Origin of the sequence: Mycolicibacterium parafortuitum, from assembly GCF_002086815.1 — a bacterium.
Lineage (GTDB): Bacteria > Actinomycetota > Actinomycetes > Mycobacteriales > Mycobacteriaceae > Mycobacterium > Mycobacterium parafortuitum.
On record NZ_MVID01000023.1, the window covers coordinates 40,891 to 62,359 of the forward strand.

General features: G+C 67.4%; 24 protein-coding genes and 1 pseudogene. 11 read left to right on the top strand and 14 right to left on the bottom strand.

Translation table 11 applies throughout. The features are described from left to right. Window positions 1-10: 10 nt before the first annotated feature. The 5 genes from BST38_RS21430 to BST38_RS21450 form a co-directional block, all read right to left on the bottom strand. On the bottom strand, window positions 11-1,477 hold the full coding sequence (locus tag BST38_RS21430; RefSeq protein ID WP_083145499.1) for an MCE family protein: 1,467 nt from the start codon (window positions 1,475-1,477) through the stop codon (window positions 11-13). Window positions 1,478-1,480: 3 nt separating this feature from the next. Beyond that, window positions 1,481-2,335: an ABC transporter permease gene (locus BST38_RS21435; RefSeq protein WP_083145500.1), complete on the bottom strand. Its 855-nt coding sequence runs from the start codon at window positions 2,333-2,335 to the stop codon at window positions 1,481-1,483. Then, the gene (locus BST38_RS21440; RefSeq protein WP_083145501.1) at window positions 2,332-3,099 is read right to left on the bottom strand and encodes an MlaE family ABC transporter permease; all 768 of its coding nucleotides are present in this window, start codon (window positions 3,097-3,099) and stop codon (window positions 2,332-2,334) included. The genes BST38_RS21435 and BST38_RS21440 overlap by 4 nt, the downstream gene beginning before the upstream one ends. A gap of 166 nt (window positions 3,100-3,265) precedes the next feature. Beyond that, window positions 3,266-3,739 (bottom strand): VOC family protein, encoded by a 474-nt coding sequence (locus BST38_RS21445; protein WP_083145502.1) that lies wholly within the window; start codon window positions 3,737-3,739, stop codon window positions 3,266-3,268. A 71-nt stretch (window positions 3,740-3,810) separates the two neighbouring features. Then, the gene (locus BST38_RS21450) at window positions 3,811-4,416 is read right to left on the bottom strand and encodes a TetR/AcrR family transcriptional regulator (RefSeq protein WP_420872549.1); all 606 of its coding nucleotides are present in this window, start codon (window positions 4,414-4,416) and stop codon (window positions 3,811-3,813) included. Between the two features lie 100 nt (window positions 4,417-4,516). On the opposite strand from BST38_RS21450, the gene BST38_RS21455 reads away from it, so the two are divergent. Then, window positions 4,517-5,392 carry an alpha/beta fold hydrolase gene (locus BST38_RS21455; RefSeq protein ID WP_083145503.1) on the top strand — a complete coding sequence of 292 codons (876 nt, stop codon included), beginning with the start codon at window positions 4,517-4,519 and terminating at the stop codon, window positions 5,390-5,392. Further along, window positions 5,389-8,295 (top strand): aminotransferase, encoded by a 2,907-nt coding sequence (locus tag BST38_RS21460; RefSeq protein ID WP_083145504.1) that lies wholly within the window; start codon window positions 5,389-5,391, stop codon window positions 8,293-8,295. Before BST38_RS21455 ends, BST38_RS21460 begins: the two co-directional genes overlap by 4 nt. A gap of 12 nt (window positions 8,296-8,307) precedes the next feature. On the opposite strand, the gene BST38_RS21465 is transcribed toward BST38_RS21460, so the two are convergent. Beyond that, window positions 8,308-9,528 (bottom strand): MFS transporter, encoded by a 1,221-nt coding sequence (locus tag BST38_RS21465; protein ID WP_133057251.1) that lies wholly within the window; start codon window positions 9,526-9,528, stop codon window positions 8,308-8,310. A 92-nt stretch (window positions 9,529-9,620) separates the two neighbouring features. Here BST38_RS21465 and BST38_RS21470 point away from each other — a divergent pair, with 92 nt between their 5' ends. Beyond that, the gene (locus BST38_RS21470; RefSeq protein WP_133057252.1) at window positions 9,621-10,277 is read left to right on the top strand and encodes an XRE family transcriptional regulator; all 657 of its coding nucleotides are present in this window, start codon (window positions 9,621-9,623) and stop codon (window positions 10,275-10,277) included. 95 nt (window positions 10,278-10,372) lie between these two features. Beyond that, window positions 10,373-10,747 (top strand): limonene-1,2-epoxide hydrolase family protein, encoded by a 375-nt coding sequence (locus BST38_RS21475; RefSeq protein WP_083145507.1) that lies wholly within the window; start codon window positions 10,373-10,375, stop codon window positions 10,745-10,747. Here BST38_RS21475 and BST38_RS21480 read toward each other — a convergent pair. Beyond that, window positions 10,744-11,679: a hypothetical protein gene (locus tag BST38_RS21480; protein ID WP_083145508.1), complete on the bottom strand. Its 936-nt coding sequence runs from the start codon at window positions 11,677-11,679 to the stop codon at window positions 10,744-10,746. The genes BST38_RS21475 and BST38_RS21480 overlap by 4 nt on opposite strands. Window positions 11,680-11,713: 34 nt before the next feature. Here BST38_RS21480 and BST38_RS21485 point away from each other — a divergent pair, with 34 nt between their 5' ends. Continuing rightward, the gene (locus BST38_RS21485; protein ID WP_083145509.1) at window positions 11,714-12,505 is read left to right on the top strand and encodes an adenylate/guanylate cyclase domain-containing protein; all 792 of its coding nucleotides are present in this window, start codon (window positions 11,714-11,716) and stop codon (window positions 12,503-12,505) included. Here BST38_RS21485 and BST38_RS29095 read toward each other — a convergent pair. Continuing rightward, the gene (locus tag BST38_RS29095) at window positions 12,472-12,633 is read right to left on the bottom strand and encodes a hypothetical protein (protein WP_104863987.1); all 162 of its coding nucleotides are present in this window, start codon (window positions 12,631-12,633) and stop codon (window positions 12,472-12,474) included. The two genes, BST38_RS21485 and BST38_RS29095, sit on opposite strands and share 34 nt — an antisense overlap. A 42-nt stretch (window positions 12,634-12,675) precedes the next feature. Between BST38_RS29095 and BST38_RS21490 the strand changes: the two genes are divergently transcribed. Beyond that, window positions 12,676-13,353 carry a guanylate cyclase gene (locus tag BST38_RS21490; RefSeq protein WP_181792143.1) on the top strand — a complete coding sequence of 226 codons (678 nt, stop codon included), beginning with the start codon at window positions 12,676-12,678 and terminating at the stop codon, window positions 13,351-13,353. Between the two features lie 107 nt (window positions 13,354-13,460). Further along, window positions 13,461-14,099, top strand: a complete 639-nt coding sequence (locus BST38_RS21495; RefSeq protein WP_083145511.1) for a hypothetical protein — start codon at window positions 13,461-13,463, stop codon at window positions 14,097-14,099. Here BST38_RS21495 and BST38_RS21500 read toward each other — a convergent pair. Next, window positions 14,096-14,545, bottom strand: a complete 450-nt coding sequence (locus BST38_RS21500) for a hypothetical protein (protein WP_083145512.1) — start codon at window positions 14,543-14,545, stop codon at window positions 14,096-14,098. The genes BST38_RS21495 and BST38_RS21500 overlap by 4 nt on opposite strands. Before the next feature lie 175 nt (window positions 14,546-14,720). Beyond that, window positions 14,721-16,315: pseudogene (locus BST38_RS21505) on the bottom strand (HNH endonuclease signature motif containing protein). A 149-nt stretch (window positions 16,316-16,464) separates the two neighbouring features. Between BST38_RS21505 and BST38_RS21510 the strand changes: the two are divergent. The 3 genes from BST38_RS21510 to BST38_RS21520 all read left to right on the top strand — a co-directional run bounded on the left by BST38_RS21510 (window position 16,465) and on the right by BST38_RS21520 (window position 17,604). After that, the gene (locus BST38_RS21510; protein WP_083145513.1) at window positions 16,465-16,767 is read left to right on the top strand and encodes a hypothetical protein; all 303 of its coding nucleotides are present in this window, start codon (window positions 16,465-16,467) and stop codon (window positions 16,765-16,767) included. Window positions 16,768-16,839: 72 nt separating this feature from the next. Next, window positions 16,840-17,100 carry a hypothetical protein gene (locus tag BST38_RS21515; protein ID WP_237160868.1) on the top strand — a complete coding sequence of 87 codons (261 nt, stop codon included), beginning with the start codon at window positions 16,840-16,842 and terminating at the stop codon, window positions 17,098-17,100. A 9-nt stretch (window positions 17,101-17,109) separates the two neighbouring features. Next, complete coding sequence (locus BST38_RS21520; protein WP_083145514.1) at window positions 17,110-17,604, top strand: nitroreductase/quinone reductase family protein; 495 nt, start codon at window positions 17,110-17,112, stop codon at window positions 17,602-17,604. Window positions 17,605-17,608: 4 nt separating this feature from the next. Here BST38_RS21520 and BST38_RS21525 read toward each other — a convergent pair whose 3' ends face one another. The 3 genes from BST38_RS21525 to BST38_RS21535 all read right to left on the bottom strand — a co-directional run bounded on the left by BST38_RS21525 (window position 17,609) and on the right by BST38_RS21535 (window position 19,474). Continuing rightward, a complete protein-coding gene (locus tag BST38_RS21525; RefSeq protein WP_083145515.1) occupies window positions 17,609-18,469 on the bottom strand; it encodes a DUF4344 domain-containing metallopeptidase in 861 nt (286 codons plus the stop codon). A gap of 152 nt (window positions 18,470-18,621) precedes the next feature. Continuing rightward, window positions 18,622-19,020, bottom strand: coding sequence for a VOC family protein (locus BST38_RS21530; protein WP_083145516.1), 399 nt, complete (start codon window positions 19,018-19,020; stop codon window positions 18,622-18,624). Window positions 19,021-19,114: 94 nt separating this feature from the next. Beyond that, on the bottom strand, window positions 19,115-19,474 hold the full coding sequence (locus BST38_RS21535) for a DUF1801 domain-containing protein (RefSeq protein ID WP_083145573.1): 360 nt from the start codon (window positions 19,472-19,474) through the stop codon (window positions 19,115-19,117). Between the two features lie 286 nt (window positions 19,475-19,760). On the opposite strand from BST38_RS21535, the gene BST38_RS21540 reads away from it, so the two are divergent. Then, a complete protein-coding gene (locus BST38_RS21540; protein WP_083145517.1) occupies window positions 19,761-20,363 on the top strand; it encodes a class I SAM-dependent methyltransferase in 603 nt (200 codons plus the stop codon). A gap of 26 nt (window positions 20,364-20,389) precedes the next feature. Here the strand turns inward: BST38_RS21540 and ychF are convergent, their stop codons facing one another. After that, window positions 20,390-21,463 (bottom strand): redox-regulated ATPase YchF, encoded by a 1,074-nt coding sequence (gene ychF, locus BST38_RS21545; protein ID WP_083145574.1) that lies wholly within the window; start codon window positions 21,461-21,463, stop codon window positions 20,390-20,392. Window positions 21,464-21,469 lie beyond the last annotated feature (6 nt).

Genomic DNA, 21,469 nt, shown 5'->3' on the forward strand with positions numbered 1-21,469 from the left:
CGGGCGGGAACTAGCGCGGCGGTCCGGGCACGGCCGGAACCGGGGGCGGAACAAACGGGTACGGCACGGCCGTCGGCTGCATCTGCGACGGGTGCGGGACCACGAACGGTTCCGAACCCGGGCGCGGACCGGGATCGCGCGGGGCACCGGGCGGCGGCGCGGGCGGCAGACCCGGCCACAGCGGCGTGCCGTCGGGCGCGTACAGCTGGGCTCCGTAGGCCGGCGCGCCCGGGTACGGCACCGGACCGATCGCCGGCCCGCCGAATAGGTTGCGCACGCTCGGCGGCTCCGGCACCGCGCGCGTCACCGGCAGGTAGTTGGCGTAGGTCGGGAACGCGATCCCCGGATTCGGCCGCCAGTCCAGACCGCTTCCGAAACCGGTGTTGGTCACCAGGTTCCGCACCGGCCAGTTGTCGGCCACCTTGGGCAGCGAACCGCAGCCGGGCTTGCCGCCGGGACCGCCCTTGGCGCCGATGATCGGCAGGTGCTGCGGGTAGTGGTACGGGTCGTCGCCGAACGACAGCCCGGCGTCGAGCACGAGCGTGCGGCCGTTGCCGCCCGGCGCCTCGTAGCCGCCGCCGTCGAGCAGCTGCTTGGCGCCCAGCAGCAGGCACGTGTAGGACGGGTTGTACTTGTAGAGCAGGTTCGTCGTCGGCGCCAGCGTGTTGATCGCCTTGATCAGGTTGGCCTGGTTGGGCGCCAGCAGGTTGATCCCGCTGTTGGACAGTCCGATCGTGGCCAGCAGCAGCGCGTCGAGCTCCTTGGCCTGGTTAACGACGGTGGTGCTGGTGGTGCTCGCCGCGTCCAGGGTGGTCACGATGTCCTGCGCGGCGGCACTGTAGGTCTCGTTGAAGTCGGTCAGCGCCTGCAGGTCTTCGCGGATGGTCTCGTTGCGCGGATTCAGCGCGAGCAGAACCTCATTGGCGTCGGTGGTGGCCCGGCCGATGCGCTCGCCCTGGCCGCGGACACCGTCGGCCAGCGCCGACAGTGTGCTGTTCAGCTTCGCGGCGTCGACCTGGTCGAGCACCGCGACCAGGTTCTGGAAGACGGTGTTCACCTCGGTGGTGACGTTTCGTGAGCGCAGCACCTGCCCGGCCTCGAGGTGCCGGCCGCTGGGATCGTCCGGGAAGACCAGGTCGACGAACTTGGCGCCGAAGATCGTGGTGGCCCTGATCTGCGCTTCGACGTTGGCGGGGATGTACTGCACCTGATCGGGGTCGATCTCCAGCTGCAGCGCGACCGTCGGGTCCTGCTGACCGGTCACCGCGATATCGGAGACCCGGCCCACCTGCACCCCGCGCAGCTTGACCTTCGCGTTGGTCTCCATCACCAGACCGGCACGGTCGGACGTCAAGGTCACCGGCACAGTCGATTTCAGCGAGCCGGTGAACAGCGCGTACGTCACGAAGATCGCGATCGCGAACAGCACGACCAAGATCAGGGTCCACCACCCGGGTTTGAGGCCCTCGTCGTCCACCGCTCAGCCCGCCAGGTTGAAGTTGCCGGACTGCCCGTACACCGCCAGCGAGATCATCACCAGCACGAATGCGGACAGGATCAACGAGGTGCGCACGGCGCGGCCCACGGCCTCCCCGACACCGGCCGGGCCGCCGCGCGCGCTGAAGCCGTAGTAGGTGTGCACCAGCATGATCACCACGGCCAGCACGATGCACTGCGCGAACGACCACACCAGGTCGGTCGGGTTCAGGAACGTCCGGAAGTAGTGGTCGTACACACCGGTCGACTGCCCGTAGATCACGGTCGTGCCGAAGCGCGCCGCCCAGAACGACGCGAGGACACCGACGCAGTAGAGCGGGATCACCACGAGAAGGCCTGCGACCACCCGGGTCGAGGCGAGGTAGGCGACGCTGCGGATACCCATCACCTCGAGGGCGTCGATCTCCTCGTTGATCCGCATCGCCCCGAGCTGGGCGGTGGCGCCTGCGCCGATGGTCGCGGCCAGCGCGACAGCCGTTGTGGCAGGCGCGATCAGGCGGACGTTGAAGAACGCCGACGCGAAGCCGGTCAGCGCCTCGACACCGATCTCGGAGAAATCGGTGTAGCCCTGCACCGCGACCAGGGCGCCGGTGGTGACCGTCAGGAACCCGACGATCGCGACGGTGCCGCCGATCACGATCAGCGCGCCGGCACCGAGACCCATCTGGGCGATCTGGCGGATCAGCTCGATGCGGTACCGGGTGACGGCGATGGCGATCGAGCGCAGCGTGCGTCCGTAGAACTTGGTCTGCACGCCGACCTGATTCCACGGGTCCGCGACGGCCCGGAACTTGCCCTTGAGCCAGGGGAATTGAGAGTGCGGACGAGAGACCGTCACATCGTCACCTTCACCGCGACGGCCGTGGCGACGATGTTGATCGCGAACAGCGCCATGAACGTGAACACCACGGTCTCGTTCACCGCGTTGCCGACGCCGGCAGGTCCGCCGCCGACGGAAATGCCCTTGTAGCAGGCGATCATGCCCGCCGACAACCCGAACAGCGCGGCCTTGACCAGCGCGATGATCACGTCGGTGGCACCGATGATCAGCGTCAGCCCGGCCGCGAACGCACCCGGCGAGACGTTCTGGATGTACACGCAGAAGAAGTAGGCGCCCGCCAGGCCCACCAGGATCACCGTCGCGGACAACGCCAGCGAGACCAGTGTCGCCGCCAGCACCCGCGGAACAACCAGGGCCTGAATGGGATTGACACCCATCACGCGCAGCGCGTCGAGTTCCTCACGAATGGTGCGCGCACCCAGGTCGGCGCACATCGCCGTCGCCCCGGCGCCGGCGACCACCAGCACCGTGACGATCGGGCCGATCTGGCGCACGGTGCCCAACGCCGCACCGGTACCGGAGAAGTCGGCTGCGCCGAACTCGGTGAGCAGGATGTTGAACGTGAACGTCAGCAGCACCGTGTACGGGATCGTCAACATCAGCGTCGGCACGATCGACACGCGCGCGACGAACCAGGACTGGCTGATGAACTCGCGCCACGCGAACGGTGGTTTGCCCATCGCGACAAAGGTGTCCAGCGCCATCGAGAAGAAGCCGCCGAATGCGCGTACGGGTCTGGCGATCACGCCGGAAGCGACCATTGAGGGGTCCCTCCTACGTTGCACCTCACCGTCATGGGTCCTCCCACAACCGGCCTGGACCCAGTTTGGGTTCCGCTGAGGTTACACACGCGAGGACGCGGAGAACCGTATATCAACGAATTCGGACCCAGCAACACGAGTCGCGCAGTAGGCTTTCCGGCCGAGGTCAGCAGGCCGCGACAGCGTCCTCCAGGTCCGCGATGACGATCTTGCGCATGCCCAGCATCGCCTTGGTCGCGGCCGCGGCGCGGGCCGGATCGGGGTCGCGGGTCAATTCGGTCAGCCGGTCGGGAACGATTTGCCAGCTCAACCCGAAGCGGTCCTTGAGCCAGCCGCAGGAGGATTCCTGGCCACCGACGACCAGCCGGTCCCAGTAATAGTCGACCTCGTCCTGATCGCGGCACGAGATCGTGAACGACACCGCCTCGGTGAACGGGAACTGCGGCCCGCCGTTGATCCCGATGAACGTGTGGCCGTCCAGGGTGAACGTGGCCGAAACCACCTCCCCGGGATGGCCCGGTCCGGCTTCGGTGAAGCGCTCGAGCGAGTCGAGCGAGGAGTTCGGAAAGACCGAGCAGTAGAACGCGATCGCGTCCTCGAGGTCGTGGTCGAACCACAGCGACGGCGTGATGGCGGGCATGGATCTCCTTCGGGTCTCCGGCGGGCTGCTGTGTGAACAGACCGCCCGGCGGTCCCGAACTCATCGCGGCGTCAGGTGCGGCCGAGCGCCCCCACCGCCCGGAACGCGAAATCCAGCGTCGCGACCTGGGCCTGCTTCAGACGTTCCGGATCGTCGCTGGTCTGGCCGCCGAGCACGCGGCTGACGACGGCATTGATCGCCATCGCGTCGAGGTCAGGATCGGTCAGCGGGAAGGATCCGTCGTCGCGTCCCCGGCGCAGGATCTCGGCCAGGCCCTTCTCGCGGGCGGTGTGCAGGCGTTCGCGTACCGTCCGGTACCCCTTGGCTGCCCGGACCTCGTCGGAATCGACAACCATCAGCTGCGTGCGCGCCTTGGTGTTCGCGACGATGTCGAACATCGCGCCGATCCACGCGGCGAGCTGGTCGGCCGCATCGCCCGTCGCGGCGTCCGCGACGGCGTCGACGCGGTGGACCACCTCCGCGCACTCCTGGTCGAGCAACGCCAGGAACAGGTCGTCCTTGGATTGGAAATGCCGGTAGAAGGCCCGGCTCGACACCCCGGCGGTGCGCAGGATCAGGGCCATCGGAACCGGGCCGATGTGCGGGTCGGCGAGGCAACGAAGGGCGGCATCCATGATGCTGCGACGTTCGTCGTCGGGATCCTGACCGGGCTGCACGAGCGTAAATATATGGTGACCTGTGGCGTTCGGGACCCAAGATGGCAACAACACGCTCGCTGGGTAACGTACTTGACCCGAGGCCCGCCGAAAGGACGCCGTGAGCACCGAGCACAGCGAACCCAGAACCGCGACGTTCCGCGGTGCCGACGATCTGACGCTGGTCGCCGACGAATGGAACAACCCGGAGGCCACTTCCCGGTTCGACGAGTCACGGCCTTCGGTGCTGATGATGCACGGCGGTGGCCAGAACCGGTTCTCCTGGAAGAAGACCGGGCAGATCCTGGCCGACCACGGCCTGCACGTGGTGGCGCTCGACAGCCGCGGGCACGGCGACAGCGACCGCTCCCCCGATGCCCGCTACACCGTCGAGGCGTTGTGCGAGGACACGCTGGCGGTGCTCGACCGCATCGGCCGGCCGACCGTGCTGATCGGCGCCAGCATGGGCGGGCTCACCGGCATCCTCGCGGCGCGGCAGGCCGGCCCGGACGCGGTGGTCCGGCTAGTGCTCGTCGACGTGGTGCCCCGCTACGAGAAGGACGGCAGCGCCCGGATCCGCGAGTTCATGTTCAGTCACGTGCACGGTTTCGAGTCGCTTGAGGACGCCGCCGACGCGGTCGCCGCCTACCTGCCGCACCGCGCGAAGCCGCGCAGCCCCGAGGGGTTGAAGAAGAACCTGCGGCACCGCAACGGCAGGTGGTACTGGCACTGGGATCCGGCGTTCCTGACCAAGCCGAACGAGGACCCGTTCGTCCGCGTCGACCTGCTGGAGCGCGCCGCCATCGAGCTGACCATCCCGATCCTGCTGATCCGGGGCAGACTTTCCGATGTGGTGAGTGAGGAAGCGGTGCAAGACTTTCTGGCCAAGGTGCCGAATGCCGAATTCGTGGAGCTGTCCGGGGCGGGTCACACCGCCGCGGGCGACGACAACGACGCGTTCTCGGACGTCGTGACCCAGTTTGTTTTGCCCCGATGAGCGCCGGCTTCAACTTCCTGGAGCAGCGCGAGCTGCCCGCGCCGGCGGTCAGCGAGGCTCAGGCAGAACAGATCCTGTCGGCGTACTACGGGCTGACCGCACGCGCGTCGTCGCTGGGCAGCCAGCAGGACAAGAACTTCCTGGTGCACGGCGAGGACGGCACGGTCCTCGGTGTCCTCAAGGTCGCCAATCCCGCGTTCACCGAAGTGGAACTGCAGGCGCAGGACGCGGCCGCCCACGCGATCGCCGAAGCCGAACCCGCGCTGCGAATCCCGGTGCCGCTGCCGAATGCCGCGGGCGAGCTGTACACGACGGTTCCGGATCTGGTCGACGGCACCGCGTACGTACGACTGCTGCCCTTCCTGCCCGGTGGCACGCTGGTGGAGACCGGCTACCTTTCCCCGACGGCGATCGCCGGTCTCGGCGATGTCTCGGGGCGGGTCAGCCGGGCGCTGAAGGATTTCACCCACCCCGGTCTGGACCGGGTTCTGCAGTGGGACTTGCGTTATGGCATGGATGTCGTCGAGGAGCTGGGCTCGCACGTGGCCGATGTCGACCTGCGCGCCCGGCTGGAGACCGCCGCGCGTGACGCGTGGTCGCGGATCTCGGTGCGGGACGGCGAATTGCCGCGGCAGGCCGCGCACATCGACCTGACCGACGCGAACACGGTGGTCGCCCGCTCCCCCAGCGGTGCACGCCCGGACGGGGTGATCGATTTCGGCGACCTGTCGCACACCTGGGCGGTGTCGGAGCTCGCGATCACCGCCTCGTGCGTGCTCGGCCATGCCGGCGCCGAACCGACCTCGATCCTCCCGGCGATCGCCGCGTTCCACGCGGTGCGGCCGCTGTCGGTGGCCGAGGCCGAGGTGCTGTGGCCACTGCTGGTGCTGCGGACCGTGGTGCTGATCGTCAGCAGCGCCCAGCAGGCCGTGCTCGACCCCGACAACGACTACATCACCGAGCAGTCCGACGCCGAGACACGGATGTTCGAGTTGGCCACTTCGGTGCCGGCCGACGTGATGACCGCGGTGATCACATCCCATCTCGGGATGAACACCGCACCCCACCCGGTCAAGGCGCAGGCACAGATGATCGCGGTGGACCGCGCGGCGGTGCGCACCCTCGACCTGTCGACCACCTCCGAGCTCTACGACTACGGCGACATCCGGCCGGCCGACGAGTATGCAAGCGCCGCATTGCGAGACGGCGCGGCACTGGTGCTGACCCGGCACGGTGAGGCCCGACTGTGCAATGCCCCAAGGCTGAGCCAGGAAGCCCCCGAGGTGGTCGCCACCGGTGTCGACGTGTGGACCGCGGCCGACACCGAGATCGTCGCCCCGTGGGACGGCGAGCTCAGCGAGGAAACCGCCACCCGAATCACCCTGCGCGGCAGCGAGTTCGAGCTCACGCTCGCCGGCCTGTCCGCGACCGCGTCCGGAACGGTCAACGCGGGCGACGTGATCGGCACCGCGACCGCATCCAAACGGGTCGAACTCGCCGTGCGCCCCGTCGGCGCGCCGGTCGCTCCGCGCTTCACCCGGGCCGATCTCGCCCCCGGCTGGCTGACGTACACCCGTGACCCGCGGCCGCTTCTCGGCCTGACCCCGCTGGGGGGCGACGATCACGGCGATCTGCTGGCCCGCCGGGACGCCAGCTTCGCCCCGGTGCAGGAGTTCTATTACCGCACCCCGCCCCAGATCGAGCGCGGCAGAAGGCATTACCTGATGTCGACCCAGGCCCGCAGCTATCTCGACATGGTCAACAACGTCACAGTGCTCGGGCATGCGCATCCGCGGATCGCCGACGTCGCGTCCCGGCAGCTGCGCAGGCTGAACACGAACTCGCGGTTCAACTACGCGGCCGTGGTCGAATTCAGCGAACGCCTCGCCGGCCTGCTCCCCGACCCGCTCGACACCGTGTTCCTCGTCAACTCCGGTTCGGAGGCCAGCGATCTGGCGATCCGGCTTGCGACCGCCGCCACCGGCCGCCCTGACGTCGTCGCGGTCCGGGAGGCCTACCACGGCTGGACCTACGGCACCGACGCGGTGTCGACGTCGACCGCCGACAACCCCACCGCGATCGCCACCCGCCCGGAGTGGGTGCACGTCGTGGAGTCGCCGAACAGCTTCCGCGGCAGGTACCGAGGGGCGGACGCCTCCCGGTATGCCGAGGACGCGGTGGCCCAGATCGAGGCTCTGATCGCGTCGGGACGGCCGCCCGCGGCGTTCATCTGCGAGAGCGTGTACGGCAACGCCGGCGGCATGGCGCTGCCCGACGGCTACCTGCGGCAGATCTACGCGGCGATCCGCGCGGGCGGCGGCCTCGCGATCTCCGACGAGGTCCAGGTCGGCTACGGCCGGCTCGGCCGGTGGTTCTGGGGTTTCCAGCAGCAGGATGCGGTGCCCGACATCGTGTCGGTCGCCAAGTCGGTCGGCAACGGCTACCCCGTCGGCGCGGTGATCACCACCCGCGCCGTCGCCGAGGCGTTCGCCAGCCAGGGGTACTTCTTCTCGTCGACCGGCGGCAGCCCGCTGTCGTGCGCGATCGGGATGACGGTACTCGACGTGCTTCGCGATGAGGGGTTGCAGGACAACGCGATCCGCGTCGGCGCACACCTGAAGGCGCGACTGGAGGGGCTGCGCGATCGGCATCCGTTGATCGGCACGGTGCACGGCGTCGGCCTGTATCTCGGGGTGGAGATGGTGCGTGATCCCGAGACGCTGGAACCGGCCCCCGAGGAGACCTCGGCGATCTGTGACCGGATGCTCGAGCTCGGCGTGGTCATCCAGCCGACAGGCGATCACCAGAACATCCTCAAGACGAAGCCGCCGCTGTGCATCGACATCGAGGCCGCCGACTTCTACGTCGACACGCTGGACCGGGTGCTCACCGAAGGCTGGTGACGGACGCCGCTGTCAGCCGCGACGGTCCGTCCCCCACGACGGCCTCCGCCTGGCGACGCTGATCACGAGCAGCATCAGAAGGATCGCGATCGCCGACAGCACGAGTGCCGCGGCGGTGGAGAAGAACGCCGTCATCGCACTGGCGATGATGATCCCGACGGCAACCGACGTCCGATAGAGCGCAAAGACCTCTGCACGTCGGTCGGGTGGGGTGATCTCGTCGAAGATCAGAGAATAATGCGTCGCCAACGGAGTCAGGAAAGCTCCGATCATCACGGCGCCCAGAAGCGTCACCCATACCGCGATGTTCACGGCCGCCAGCACCGCGCCGATCGCGGTAACCACCAGCGCGACCGCCGTCCATCCCGTGCGCATACGCCAATTGCATACGCCCACAGCAATTCCGCTCGCCACGGCGGCAGCGCACAAGGCCACGGCGAAAAGTGCTCCCCACGCCGTCGGCATGCCGAACCCGACGGCGATGGCGACGGCCCCTACCTCGATGGCCGCCACCGCGGAACTTGTGGCGACGACACACGCCAGCCACAGCACGGCCTGCCCTGACGGCGCGCTGCGGGTCGCGGACGCCGCGGGAGCGCTGGCGCCCGGTACACGAGGCATCAACAGCAACGACGCCGCGCCGAGCACGGCCGGCGCGACCACCGCGGCCGTGACCGAAAAGGATCCCAGCGTCGCAGCCAGGACCGGCATGGCAACGAACGTGACCTCGTTGAGAGTCGCTGCGGCGCTGAGCATCCGCGGCATGCGATCCGCGGGTATCAGATGGTTCAAGGTTGCCCTGAGATAGCCGTAGGCTGCACCGTTCACGAATCCCGCAGCAGCGGCCGCGAGCGAAAGCCACACGAAGTCGACACCGAAACGGGCAAGCACGGCGACAGCGATGAGCCCGGCGGTGCGCAGCGCGACGAGGACATGCAGGAATCGCACGGCATTCCACCGGGATCCCCATCGAGCCACCGGCACTGCACCGACGATCTGCGCCAAGGTCATGGCGAGCACCAGGAGTGCTCCGTCTTGCGCATCACCGGTGGCGGGAAACGCGACCAGAGCGAAGGAGATCGGTACCGCGGCTTGCGGCATCGCGAAGGTGGCATAGGAGGCCAACCACCGCGACCCGGCGGCCCGAGGAAGCGTCGACGGGAGTCCCGTCGCGACAGTCGTCAGGTCATTCCTCCTCAGCCGGCATCGATCGACAGCGCGCTTGCCACGCATTTTGGGAACTATAGTACCCACTGTGTCGTTCCCCCTTACACTGCCCGGAACGAGTGGAGCGCGCGGGGTGCACCGAAAAGGGAGGAACGCCGGTGCAAGAAGACGTTGACGGCCATCATCTCAGTCAGCCGCTACTCACACGTATCGGGGAAGAAGTACGTCGCCGGCGGCGCGCCTCCTCGATGACGGTGCACCAGCTCGCCGAGTCGGCGGGATTGAGTCGCAAGATGGTCACGCAGGTGGAACTCGGCCAGGCGAACCCCAGCCTGAGGACGGTGGACCGACTGGCAGCGGCGTTGGGCGTGGAGTTCGCCACGCTGGCGCAGAGCCCAACGTCCGGCGGGGTCGAGGTGGTAGCTCGTCGCGACGATGCCGCTTCGTCGACGTCGGCAACAGGCGCGACTCTGGAGTTTCGCGTGGCGACCTCCGTACGTCCATCCGCCGAGTTGTGGGAGGGAACGCTGCCGCCCGGTGCCCGGCTGGCGACATCCGCCGGTCCGGACGGAAGCGAAGCACTGATATACGTCATCGACGGGACACTCACGCTGGCAGCGCAATCCGGGCCACCACTGAACGTGTGCGCCACGGAATCCGCCAGAGTGCCTGGCGATCAGCCGTATACCTACTCGAACGAGTCGTCGTCGACCACCCGCTTCGTGCGCGTCTTTCAGATGGGCGCCGGCGTGGCACAGGAAGATGCGAAACCTGCGACCGCGCCTCCGCCCCCACAGACGCCACCGAATCTGTAGTTGTTGGCGAGATCCGGGCCTGACATCGCACACCACTTCAGGGTCGGCGGGCCCCCGGGGTTGCTTTACCCGGCCGCACTGGGTTTCATCGAGAGATGACACCCTCCCCCGACGACGTGGTGACCGAGTTCTGCGCGAAATGGTCGACACCCGACCCCGCCGAGCTGGCGTCGTACTTCACCGAAGACGGCGTGTACCACAACATTCCGATGGAGCGAGTGGTCGGCCGGACCGCCGTCGAGGAGTTCATCACCGACTTCACCGCGATGGTGGACGGGATCGACTTCCAGGTGCACCATCAGGTCAGCTCCGGCAATCTCGTCTTCAACGAGCGCACCGACGTGATGCGCTTCAAGGACGGCCGCGAACTCGCGCTACCGGTGACCGGGGTGTTCGAGATCGTCGACGGCCAGATCGCGGCGTGGCGCGACTATTTCGACATGGCCACGGTCGCGGCCGCCTGGTCCTAGACCAGAAGCGGCACCGAAGCCAGGCGGTCGTCGGTCAGGATCTCGAACATCGCCCGCCGGCTCACCAGCTCAGTGCGTTCGAACGCCTTGCCCGCCACCTGGATCCGGCAATGCGCGAGCGCCGAGTTGTAGCAGTACTTGGCCCCGCCGTGGGTGTCGGGGTAGGTCAGGCCGATGACATCGTCCGGCGTGGTGGTGATCTCGCCTTCGATCATGTGCTCACCCACCCGGGCACCGAACGTCCAGCGGAACGGGGTGTACCGGCCGTGGGTGTGCAGGCTGCCCCGGATCGCGCGCACCGCGAACTCCTCGCCGGCGTGGCGCAGCACGAACAGCGTGACCCCCGGTAAGAGCACCGGCCCGAGCGCGGCGCGCGCCGTGACGATCTCGAGGGTCGAGTCGGGCGCATTGTCGAAGCCGCAGATCTGGCCGTAGGCGTACGCCGGGGTGTGTCGGGTCCCCCAGTTGTGGTTGACGCTGCCGACCCAGCCGGCGACGTCGACGCCGTGCCCGCGGCTCTCCACCCGGCCGTCGAACCGCGCTTTGGGGTGGCGGACCGTCGTCTTGGCCGTCGGGAACCTGCGCCGGTAGGCGCGCTCGGTGAGCACCCGCACCGGGTCCTGCCCGTCCGGCGTGATGGACAGATCCCAGCGAGCGTCGGGAATCGTTCCCGCTGCGGCCGTGTCATCGAGCGTGGTGTCGGCGATCCGCGCCGCCCACGGGTCGGCATCGAAGTTCGCGTCGTCGATCGCGTACTGCTGCCTGACCGCCCGGTGACCGGCCGGATCGAACATCATCACCCACACGTCGGCGGTCACCGAGCCGGCCGTCGGGAGCAGCAGCGTCTCTCGCAGCCACACCGCGCGGTCGGCGTCCGGGTCGTTCGCCCGGACGAAACGACTCTCGTAGTAGGGGGCCTTCGCGGTGATCACGTCATCAGCATCCAATACTGGAGCGGTGACGGGAATGGTGATCCTGGCGGGCGCGCTGGCGGTGCTGGCCGCCGGACTCGGGGCCGCACTGGCGGTGCAGACCCGTCGTCTCCAGCGCAGCCGGGACGAGGCCGACGAACTACGCCGCCGCCTCGACGCCCGCCAGATGCTGGTCTCCGGCGGCACGAAGGCGGTCAAAACGGTCTGGCAGACCGCCAACATCCTGCGCCGGGACGGGCTCGGAGCGGCGGTGCGGTCCTCGATCGAGGAACTCGCCGACTGGGCCGAGGTCGAGCGGCCCGATCTGGCCCGGCTGGCGCCCAACGGCCGGCTGGCGATCATGTTCTCCGACATCGAGGAGTCCACGGCGCTCAACGAGCGGATCGGTGACCGCGCGTTCGTCCGGTTGCTCGGCAGACACGACAAGACGGTGCGCAGGTTCGTCGACCGGCACGGCGGCCATGTCGTCAAGAGCCAGGGCGACGGGTTCATGGTGGCGTTCGCCCAGCCCGAGCCGGCGGTGCGGTGCGGACTCGACATCCAGCGCTCGCTGCACAGGCGTCCCGGCGACATCCGGGTTCGCATCGGCATCCACACCGGCAAGTCCGTCCTGCGCGGTGACGACGTATTCGGGCGCAACGTCGCGATGGCCGCGCGGGTGGCCGGGCAGGCCGACGGCGGGGAGATCCTGCTCAGCAGTGCGGTCTACGAGGCGGTCTGCCAGTGCGAGGACCTGGAGTTCGACCGCGAGCGGGACGCCGAGCTGAAGGGGTTCTCGGGCACCCACACGCTCTACCCGGTGCGGTCGGCCTCCGCGAGCCGCTGATGCAGACGCGCGCGGATGTCGTCCGGGGTGTAGGCCCGCCGGCGGCGTTGATCGCGGGCGACCAGAACTCCGCCGGCAACCACGCCCGCGACACCCGCCAGCCCCAGCCACTTCCAGATCCCGCGCATACCGGACAGTCTGCATAAGCTGCGGGGGTGAATCCAAGCACGGTGCCTCTGGAGCGCGCGCTGGACGAAACCCGCACCGGCGATATCTGGCTGTTCCGCGGCCATTCCGGACCCGACCGGGCCATCCAGTCGATGACCAACAGCCCGGTGAACCACGTCGGCATGACCGTGGCGATCGACGATCTGCCGCCGCTGATCTGGCATGCGGAACTGGGCGACAAGCTACTCGATCTGTGGACGGGCACGAATCACCGCGGGGTGCAGCTCAACGATCTGCGCGAGGCGGTGCTCCGGTGGGTGCACACCTACGGCCAGCGGTGCTGGCTGCGCCAGCTGAGCCCGGACGTGACACGCGAGCAGGAGGACCGGATGCTGCGCGTCATCGCCCGGATGGACGGGACGCCGTTCCCGACGACGGCCCGGCTGACAGGACGCTGGATGCGCGGCCGGATTCCGACCGTCAGTGACTTCACCCGGGGAATTCCGTTCGTGCACAGCAAGGTTCGTGAGTCGGCGGAACGCCGGAAGGCGCAGAAGGTCAAAGTCGGGATGGAGACGGCCTACTGCGCGGAGACGGTGGCGATCACCTACGAGGAGATGGGATTGTTGGAGACCGAGAAGCACTCCAACTGGTTCGACCCGGGTTCGTTCTGGAGCGGTGACGTGCTGCCGCTGGCGTCTGGCTATCGGCTCGGCGCGGAGATCACGGTACTGGCCTAGCCACCGGTGGTGCCGGGAGTCCCGAAACGCCGTCCGATATCCAGCGGTGGGGGTTGGTCAGGTGGTTTGCTGTTGGTGAATTCGGCAGTTGACGAGGGAGCGCAGGCATGGCGACGCCAACCGATCGGCACGCCCCAGCGCCCAACTCGCCCGGCCGGGGGACGTCCCGGGCGCGGACGTCGGCCATCTGGATCGTCATCGCGGCACTGGTGACAGTGGCCGTCGTCGTCATCATCATGAACTCCCGGGTGCAGGAATTGGAGGTGCAATCCATTCCGGCGCAACCGGAGTCGGCGTCAGACTGGGTCGCGGGACCGGTTGTGGACGACCCTCCGCCGTCGACGCGTCGGCAGGCACCGCCACCTGCGCCCGCGGCGTCCGCGGTTCCCACGGTCGCGCCGGCACCGGCGCCGGCACTCCCCCAGACATCCGGACCGGCCGTGGATGCGCGGGGGTATGTCGACTCACCGCGCTGCGGCGCGAACGAGACGGCGGCGCTGATCGCCCGCACCGATCGGGCGCTGGTGGTGATCTGCGAGTCGGCCGACGGGACGTACGAGTATCAAGGGGTACGGCTCAGCGACGGGGCGTCCCTGGAGCTCGACGACGTCCGGCCGATGCCGGGAGGTTTTGAGGTGCGCAACGGCGGAACCACCTACCGGTTGTCACCGACGGAACTCGTGGTGATCTCCGGGGAGGATCTACAGAGTCGCGATCCGATGGTGGAATACCGGACCGCCGGTTAGGCCAGGTATTCGAACGCTTCGCCGCCAGGCTGCCAGCTCGACGGCTCGGCGTCGCGGAAGTCCGACAGCATCGCGATTTGCGGACCGCGCAGCTCGTCGGCGGTGGGTCGCACCTTCACCGAGACCTCGGCAAACTCGATGCGCAGCCCGAGCAGGGGCGCTTCGTGGGTGGCGGTGACGTGCTGCCCGATCAACGCGCGAATGCTGTCCGCGTAGCCGGGGTCGCCGTCGTTCAGTGCGCCCGACGGCGTCTCGACGGTCGGCATCACCTCGCAGGTCAACACCGGGTTCTCGGCAGAGTTCAGGTGAGCAAACGAGAACTGCACGTACCCGCCGTTGAAGTGCACCGATTGCAGGTGGTAGCCCACCAGCCGCGACAGCAGTGCGTTGTACTCGTACTCTGTCCGGCTATGCCGTGATGCGGTCGATCGATCCTGTTGGTTCATCTGCCGATGAGCTCGCCGTCGGTAGTCGCGTTCAGAGTCTCAGCCATCTATGTATCCCGCATTGTCATTGCGTATCGAACCATAAATTGTATTAAGACAGTAACTTAACGATCCGTCCTTGTGTGCGTCAGCTAAATCTGTGAACAAGTTGTAAAGGAAACGAGCCGTGCTCGGCTCAGAACGGCGGCAGGTCGGCGCCGTTGCTAGGCGGTAACGGCTTTCCTTCGCGGCGGTGTTTCTCCGCCGCAGCGGCGTCGGCAGCGCGTTGCCGTTCGAGGGCGCGGCGCATCGCGTTGTGGTCGCGTTCGGCGTTGATTCGCGCGGCGACGTCGGCGGCGCGGGTGCGCGACCGAGTGGGCATGCGTTTCTCGCGGCACTCTGCGGGCGGCGGCTGAGCCGTCGGGGGTAGCGCGGCGGTGGTGACCCCCCAGGCAGGGAAGAAAAGTCGGCTGCCGGGCACGGTGGTGTAGGTGTGCCCGGTCGGGGTGGTCCAGATCAGGGTGCCGTCGGGGAGCTGGGTGTCACGCCAGCCGTCGACGAAGGTCTTGGCCAGGTGGTGGGTGCGGCATTTGCAGCTCAGATTGGACGGATGGGTGGGTCCGTAGGGCCACGGCACGACGTGGTCGATGTCGCAGCGCTCGGCGGGCACATCGCAGCCCGGGAATCGGCAGAACAGATCACGGGCACGCACGAACGCGGCCAACTTCGCCGACGGTTGATAGTGCGGTTCCGCTTCGGGGCCGGGGGTCCACAGCGGCTTGATGCGGGCGCCGCCGCGCAGGGCCTCCGCCAGAGCCGGAGTCGGCATGATCGTGGCGCCGGGCAACAACGCCACCCCCGAATCCGCCGGCGGGGCGGGCTCAGGAGCCTCCTCCTCTTCCCCCGAGTTCTCGACGTCCTGCGGTTGCCGTGTGGCGTGCAGGCGTTCTTGTTCGCGGTCTTCGGCGGCGATCAGCTCGTGCGCCGCGGCCAGCGCGGCAGGGTCGGCGAGCACCGAGATCACGATCGGCGAGACCGGAGCAGCGGTAGGTGCCGGGCACGTCGGGGACCCACACCGGCAGGCAAGCACCGTGTCCCCGCGCAGGTACGCCCCGACCGCATCGGAGCGTCGCACCCCCGCGCTGCGCGGATCCTCAGCACACAACCCGTTGAGCATCGCGGTGACGCGAGCCTTGAACACCGCGGCGTCCCCGGCCATCACGTGCCCCCAGATCGCCACGATCTCATTCGGGTCGTCGGCCGCGCCGATATGCATATCGCGGGTCTTGACCACCTCACGAGCCCGGCGCACCGCATCCGGGTCGTGCCGATCGATGACCGCATCGAGAGCTTTGCCCAGGCGGTCGTCCGACAACGGCCCCCACCGGGTGGCCTTCTCGGCGATGTCGGCGTCCACCTCGGACAGCACTCGATCGTCGGTGATCAACGACGTGCGCCAGGTGATCTCCGAAACCACCGCGGCGCCAGCCGGCCCTGCGCGAACAGTGCAGCGACCTTCGGTAGCCGCTCGCGCAGCGCGACCGCGATCCGCATCTGCCCCGACGCCCGTCGTGTCGACATCGACAGCGCCGCGCCGACCACCCCGGCACAGTCGGCCCACGAGTCGTACACGTAGTAGTCGCGAACCTCGTCGTAGGTCACCGTGGCGTGCACCAGTGCCGCGATCGCCGCGGCCTTGCGGGCCGCCGCCCGAGCCTCGTCGCGCGCGGCCCGTTCGATCTCATCCACGAGCTCACCCGGAGCCCTTGCGGCGAATTCCCGATCGAACATATGTGCGATTCTACCCTCGCACACCGACCTCGGACGCACCGATCCTGCCACCTGGGGATCAATTCCTGCCTGGGGAAATGTCTGGGCTGACCTGCTGGTTTAACCAGTCAGACCACCAAGAATCACCACCGCAGGGAAGAAGAGCGATCATGAAGAACCTGACCATCGCCACCACCGCCGCCGCCGCTCTGTCCGCCGCGTTCCTGGGCCTGGCCGCCCCCGCCCTGGCCGCCCCGTCGGGCACCGGCGACGCGCAATCCACCATCGCCCAGCTCGAATCCCAGGGCAACCGGGTGATCGTGAAGAAGCTCTCCGACGCCCCGCTGAAGGATGCCAACGTCGTCGGCGTCAACCGGGGGCCCGCCATCCGCGGCACCGTCCAGGACAACTTCAACGACCGGCTGTACCAGAACACCATCACCGGGCACGTCTACTACGTCAACGTCCGCTGACTTCCCTGGGCAGTAAGGCCACCTCCGCGCGGAGGTGGCCTTACTGTTTGCGGGCCCAGGCGTGCCACGTTCGTGACCGGTTTGCGACTGCCGGCGGGCAAGGTGGTACCGATGACGGCGTTCGGCGTGCTCGTGGCATTGGCCGCTGCAATGTGTCTCGGTTATGCGATCGGGTACCGCCGGGGAGCGCGGACCCCTCCGTGGCGCAAGCGCATGAGCCGTCCCGCGCTCGCCCGCCAGGCGGCCGGCTTGATCACGCTGGCCGCGCTGAGCCAACTGCAGCGCGTCGCGCACCGACGGCTACCGATGCGCCCGCGAAGCCGAGCGCGGTAGGTTTCCCGAATGCCGTTGCGCTACGTCGACCCTCACCGCCGACGCGGTCCTCAGTACGACAAAGGGGTCCGCATCGGACGGTCTCCGATCGGGCAGTTCATGGCGCGCCACATCGCCCGGCGAACCGACCCCATCCTCTTCCGCCTCACCAACGGCCGGATCAACATGGGCCCGATCGTCAACGCGCCGCTGCGGACGACGGGCGCGAAGTCCGGTAAGCCGCGCGAGGTTCAGCTGACCTACTTCCACGACGGCTCTGATGTCATCCTCGTCGCGTCGAACTTCGGCCAGGACAAGCACCCACAGTGGTACCACAACCTGAAAGCCAACCCGGACTGCACTTTCGGCCAGGAGCCCTTCACCGCCGTCGAGGTGACAGACCCTCAGGAGCGCGCGCGCCTGTACGGTCTCGCGGAGCGCGTGTACGCCGGTTACGGCGACTATCGCGAGATGACGGCGGCCACCGGACGCGAGATCCCGGTGTTCCGGTTGAAACCGCGGTGACACGTCATTTCGTGTAGGGCTCCAGCAGCGAACCCCAGCCGTAATCCAGCTTCTCGTACTCGTCCTCGCACAGTTCGGCACGGTCGGACGGCAGCTCACCGTCGTCGACGATGCCCGCGTTCCCCGTAGGGTCGGCTCCGTAGGCCCAGCACAACAGGTTGTACATCCGCGTCTGATTCAGCGAGTGGCCACCCGCGAAATCGGAATCGCCGACCTCACCCTGTTGTTCGGCGAAAGCCCGGAATTCGCCGGCGAAATCGCGGATCACCTTCACCGAATCCGCGTCGACGACACCGTCGTCGTCCGGTGACAGCATCACGAACGCCGCCAACTGATCCGCGACATCTTCCTCGCGGCCGGTGATCGGCAGATCGTAGACGTCGATCAGCATGTGTCCCAGCTCGTGATAGAAGCTGCCCACTTCGGCGTTCAACGCCGCGTCGACCGGATCGGGATCTCCGTCCCGGGCGAACACCGACTCGGCGAAATCCGCATCCTCGTAGCAGAGCACGATGGCCTGCTCGTTGGGATCGTAGAACGCGTTCGCCTCTCCGCATTCCTGGCCGAGGAGCTGGAAGTCGTTGGGCAGGTTGAACATATCGTTCACCGATGCCGCGAGATCCTCGAGAAGCCCGGTGGATTCCATCAGCTGCCGGCCGTTCTGCGCCTCCGGGGTGGTCGCGTCCTCGTACGTGGCCGTCATGTCACCTTCGTCGGCCCATTCGTCGAGCACCGTGTCAGCCGTAGTGGACGAGGCCGCCGCGCCGGAATCCGTCGTGGCGCCGGCGTCCTGATCGGAACTTGCGCCGCATCCCACAACCACCAACGCGGCAGCCGATGCCGCAGCGATGCGCCAAGCGATCACGTACGTCCCCCTCAGTGTTGCCGCGCAGCCCGGCAGTTTGCCGATGATGCTAGCCGCCGATCTGCGCGCGGATGACGTCCCTGCCGATCAGGCGTCGACGGCGATCGTTTCCGGCGTATAGCGAAGGTCGATTTCGCGACCGGACCCGGGAGTCACATCCCAAACTTGGCGCGCGCCTCGTCGGTGACCGGGGTGAACAGGTTGACGAGATTCCCGTCGGGATCGCGGAACAGCAGCGCGCGATTTCCCCACGGCATCGTCGTCGGCACCGTGACCACATCGCCGACGCTGCCCCCGAGTCGCTCGTACTCCGCGTCCACGTCATCGACGAGGAATTCGACTATGGCGCTTCGGTTGGCGGCCGGCTCAGCCGATCCCGGCCCGAACAGCGCGACGGTCTTGTCGCTGCCGATGGCGAGTGTGCCGACCGGTGTCGGGATCTCCGCGAACAGCTCGTTGCCCCAGACGGCGGCGGTACCGGTGACCATCTCGTAGAAGGTCACCAGACCGCGCACGTCTGCGGTGATGATGCGGGTCGACACGAACTTCATCAGACATCTCCTCGGGGTGCTGCGGGGAAGATGCCGATGCTAGGCGCGCGCACCGACAGGTCGACGGGGCGTGACGCCAGGCGGTGATGCTCGGTCACTCGATCGCGGCGCGGACAATCTCGGTGACGCGCTTTTCGGTGACCTCGTCCAGGTCATCGAAGAACCAGGCGGCAGGTATCAACTGTCCGTCCCTGCCCCCGGCGGGCTTCAGTGTCGCTTTTTCGCTCAACCCCAGGCTCATCAGGTCGTCATTGCGGATGAAGACGATGACAGGGGTGCTCGCGGATCTGGCATAGCCCGGCATGCCGTACCAGATTCGGGGCTTGAGTTCCGGTGCCGCGGCAAGGATTACATCGTGCATGCGCTGCATGATTCCCTTCCTCGGCTCGTCCATTGCGGCGATCTTGTCGAGGACCTGCTGGAGGTTCTTGTCGTCTTTGCTGACCACTGTCATGTCCTTCCGTAAGCCGATATCGACTGTCGGCGAGATGGTGTCGGCGCACCCAAAGGTGCAGCACCCCATCCGGACATGTTCTGAACGAGAACCCTCCGCGACGATTCAGGCGATGAACACCTGGAAGCGCGCACGCACATTAACACGCTGGAGATCGAATCGGCCACGGGTTCAGCGTGGTCCGGGACTACGACTTTGAAGCGCTACCCGAGCTCTAGCGTGATTGCCGAAACCCAGACAGGTCGACGCGAAGACGAGCGCAGCCGCGCCACCTAGAGTCGGCCTCGTGACGGAAGCTGCTGTCAGGCGACGCTATGCCGAGGTTTCTGACGTCTACACACGGATGTTCGGCGCCGTCGCAAGTGTCCATCCTGACGACCTCCGATTCCTAGAACGCAGTTTCAGGCGGTGCGACGGGACGATCCTCGATGCCGGCTGCGGACCCGGCCATCTGACCGGTTACTTGACGAACCTCGGACTCAAAGCGACGGGTTTGGATCTGGTCCCCGCGTTCGTCGAAACCGCCCGCGCAAACTGGCCTGAGGTCGACTTCGCCGTCGGCTCGATGTATCCCCTCGACCTACCGAGCGGTTCGCTCGGCGGGATTCTGGCGTGGTACTCCCTGATCCACTACGAACCCGCCGTCGTCACAGAAGTTCTTCGATCATTTCGTGCCCCGCTGTGCGACAACGGAATTCTTGTGATCGGCTTCTTCGAGGGTGATGACGTTGAACCCTTCGAACACAAGGTCACAACCGCCTATAGGTGGCCCGTCGACACATTGTCAGAGATGCTGTCGGTGGCCGGATTCGTCGAGGTGGATCGCTTACGTCGGCCGGGTACCGATCAGGTCAGATCGCACGCCGCTCTCGCTCTCCGGGCCCGATGAGATCAAGACGTTGAACGGGAGTCCGCCTAAACGTTGAACCTGAACTCGACCACGTCACCGTCCTGCATGACGTAGTCCTTGCCCTCCATTCGGACCTTGCCCGCGGCCTTCGCCGCGGCCATCGACCCGGCCGCCTTCAGGTCCTCGAACGAGACGACCTCGGCCTTGATGAAGCCCTTCTCGAAATCGGAGTGGATCACCCCGGCGGCCTTCGGCGCGGTGTCGCCCTGGTGGATCGTCCAGGCGCGCGCCTCTTTCGGGCCCGCGGTCAGGTAGGTCTGCAGCTTCAGCGTGTGGAAACCCGCCCGCGCCAACGCATCCAGGCCCCGCTCGGTCTGGCCGATCGATTCGAGTAGCTCGGCCGCGGACTCTTCGTCGAGCTCCTGCAGTTCGGCCTCGATCTTCGCGTCGAGGAATACCGCATCGGCGGGTGCGACCAGCTCACGCAGCTCGGCGATCCGCTTCTCGTCGGTCAGCACCGACTCGTCGGCGTTGAACACGTACAGGAACGGCTTGGAGGTCATCAGGTTCAGCTCGCGCAGCAACGTCACATCGGTGCCCGCGGAGAACAGCGTCTTGCCGGTGTTGAGCACCTCGCTGGCCGCGACCGCGGCGTCGTAGACCGGGCGGCGGTCCTTGTGCGTCCGCGCTTCCTTCTCCAGCCGCGGCAACGCCCGCTCCAGGGTCTGCATGTCGGCGAGGATCAACTCGGTCTCGATCACCTCGATGTCGGACTTCGGGTCGACCCGCCCGTCGACGTGGACCACGTCATCGTCGGCGAACACGCGCACCACTTGGCAGATCGCGTCACTTTCGCGGATGTTGGCCAGGAACTTGTTGCCCAGCCCCGCCCCTTCGGACGCACCCTTGACGATGCCGGCGATGTCGACGAACGTCACCGGTGCGGGGACGATCTTCTCCGAGCCGAACATCTCGGCCAGTTCGTTCAGCCGGGGATCAGGGAGCGCCACCACCCCCTCGTTCGGCTCGATCGTCGCGAACGGGTAGTTCGCTGCCAGCACGTCGTTGCGTGTCAGCGCGTTGAACAGAGTCGACTTGCCCACGTTCGGCAGTCCGACGATTCCGAGATTCAGTCCCACGGGGTC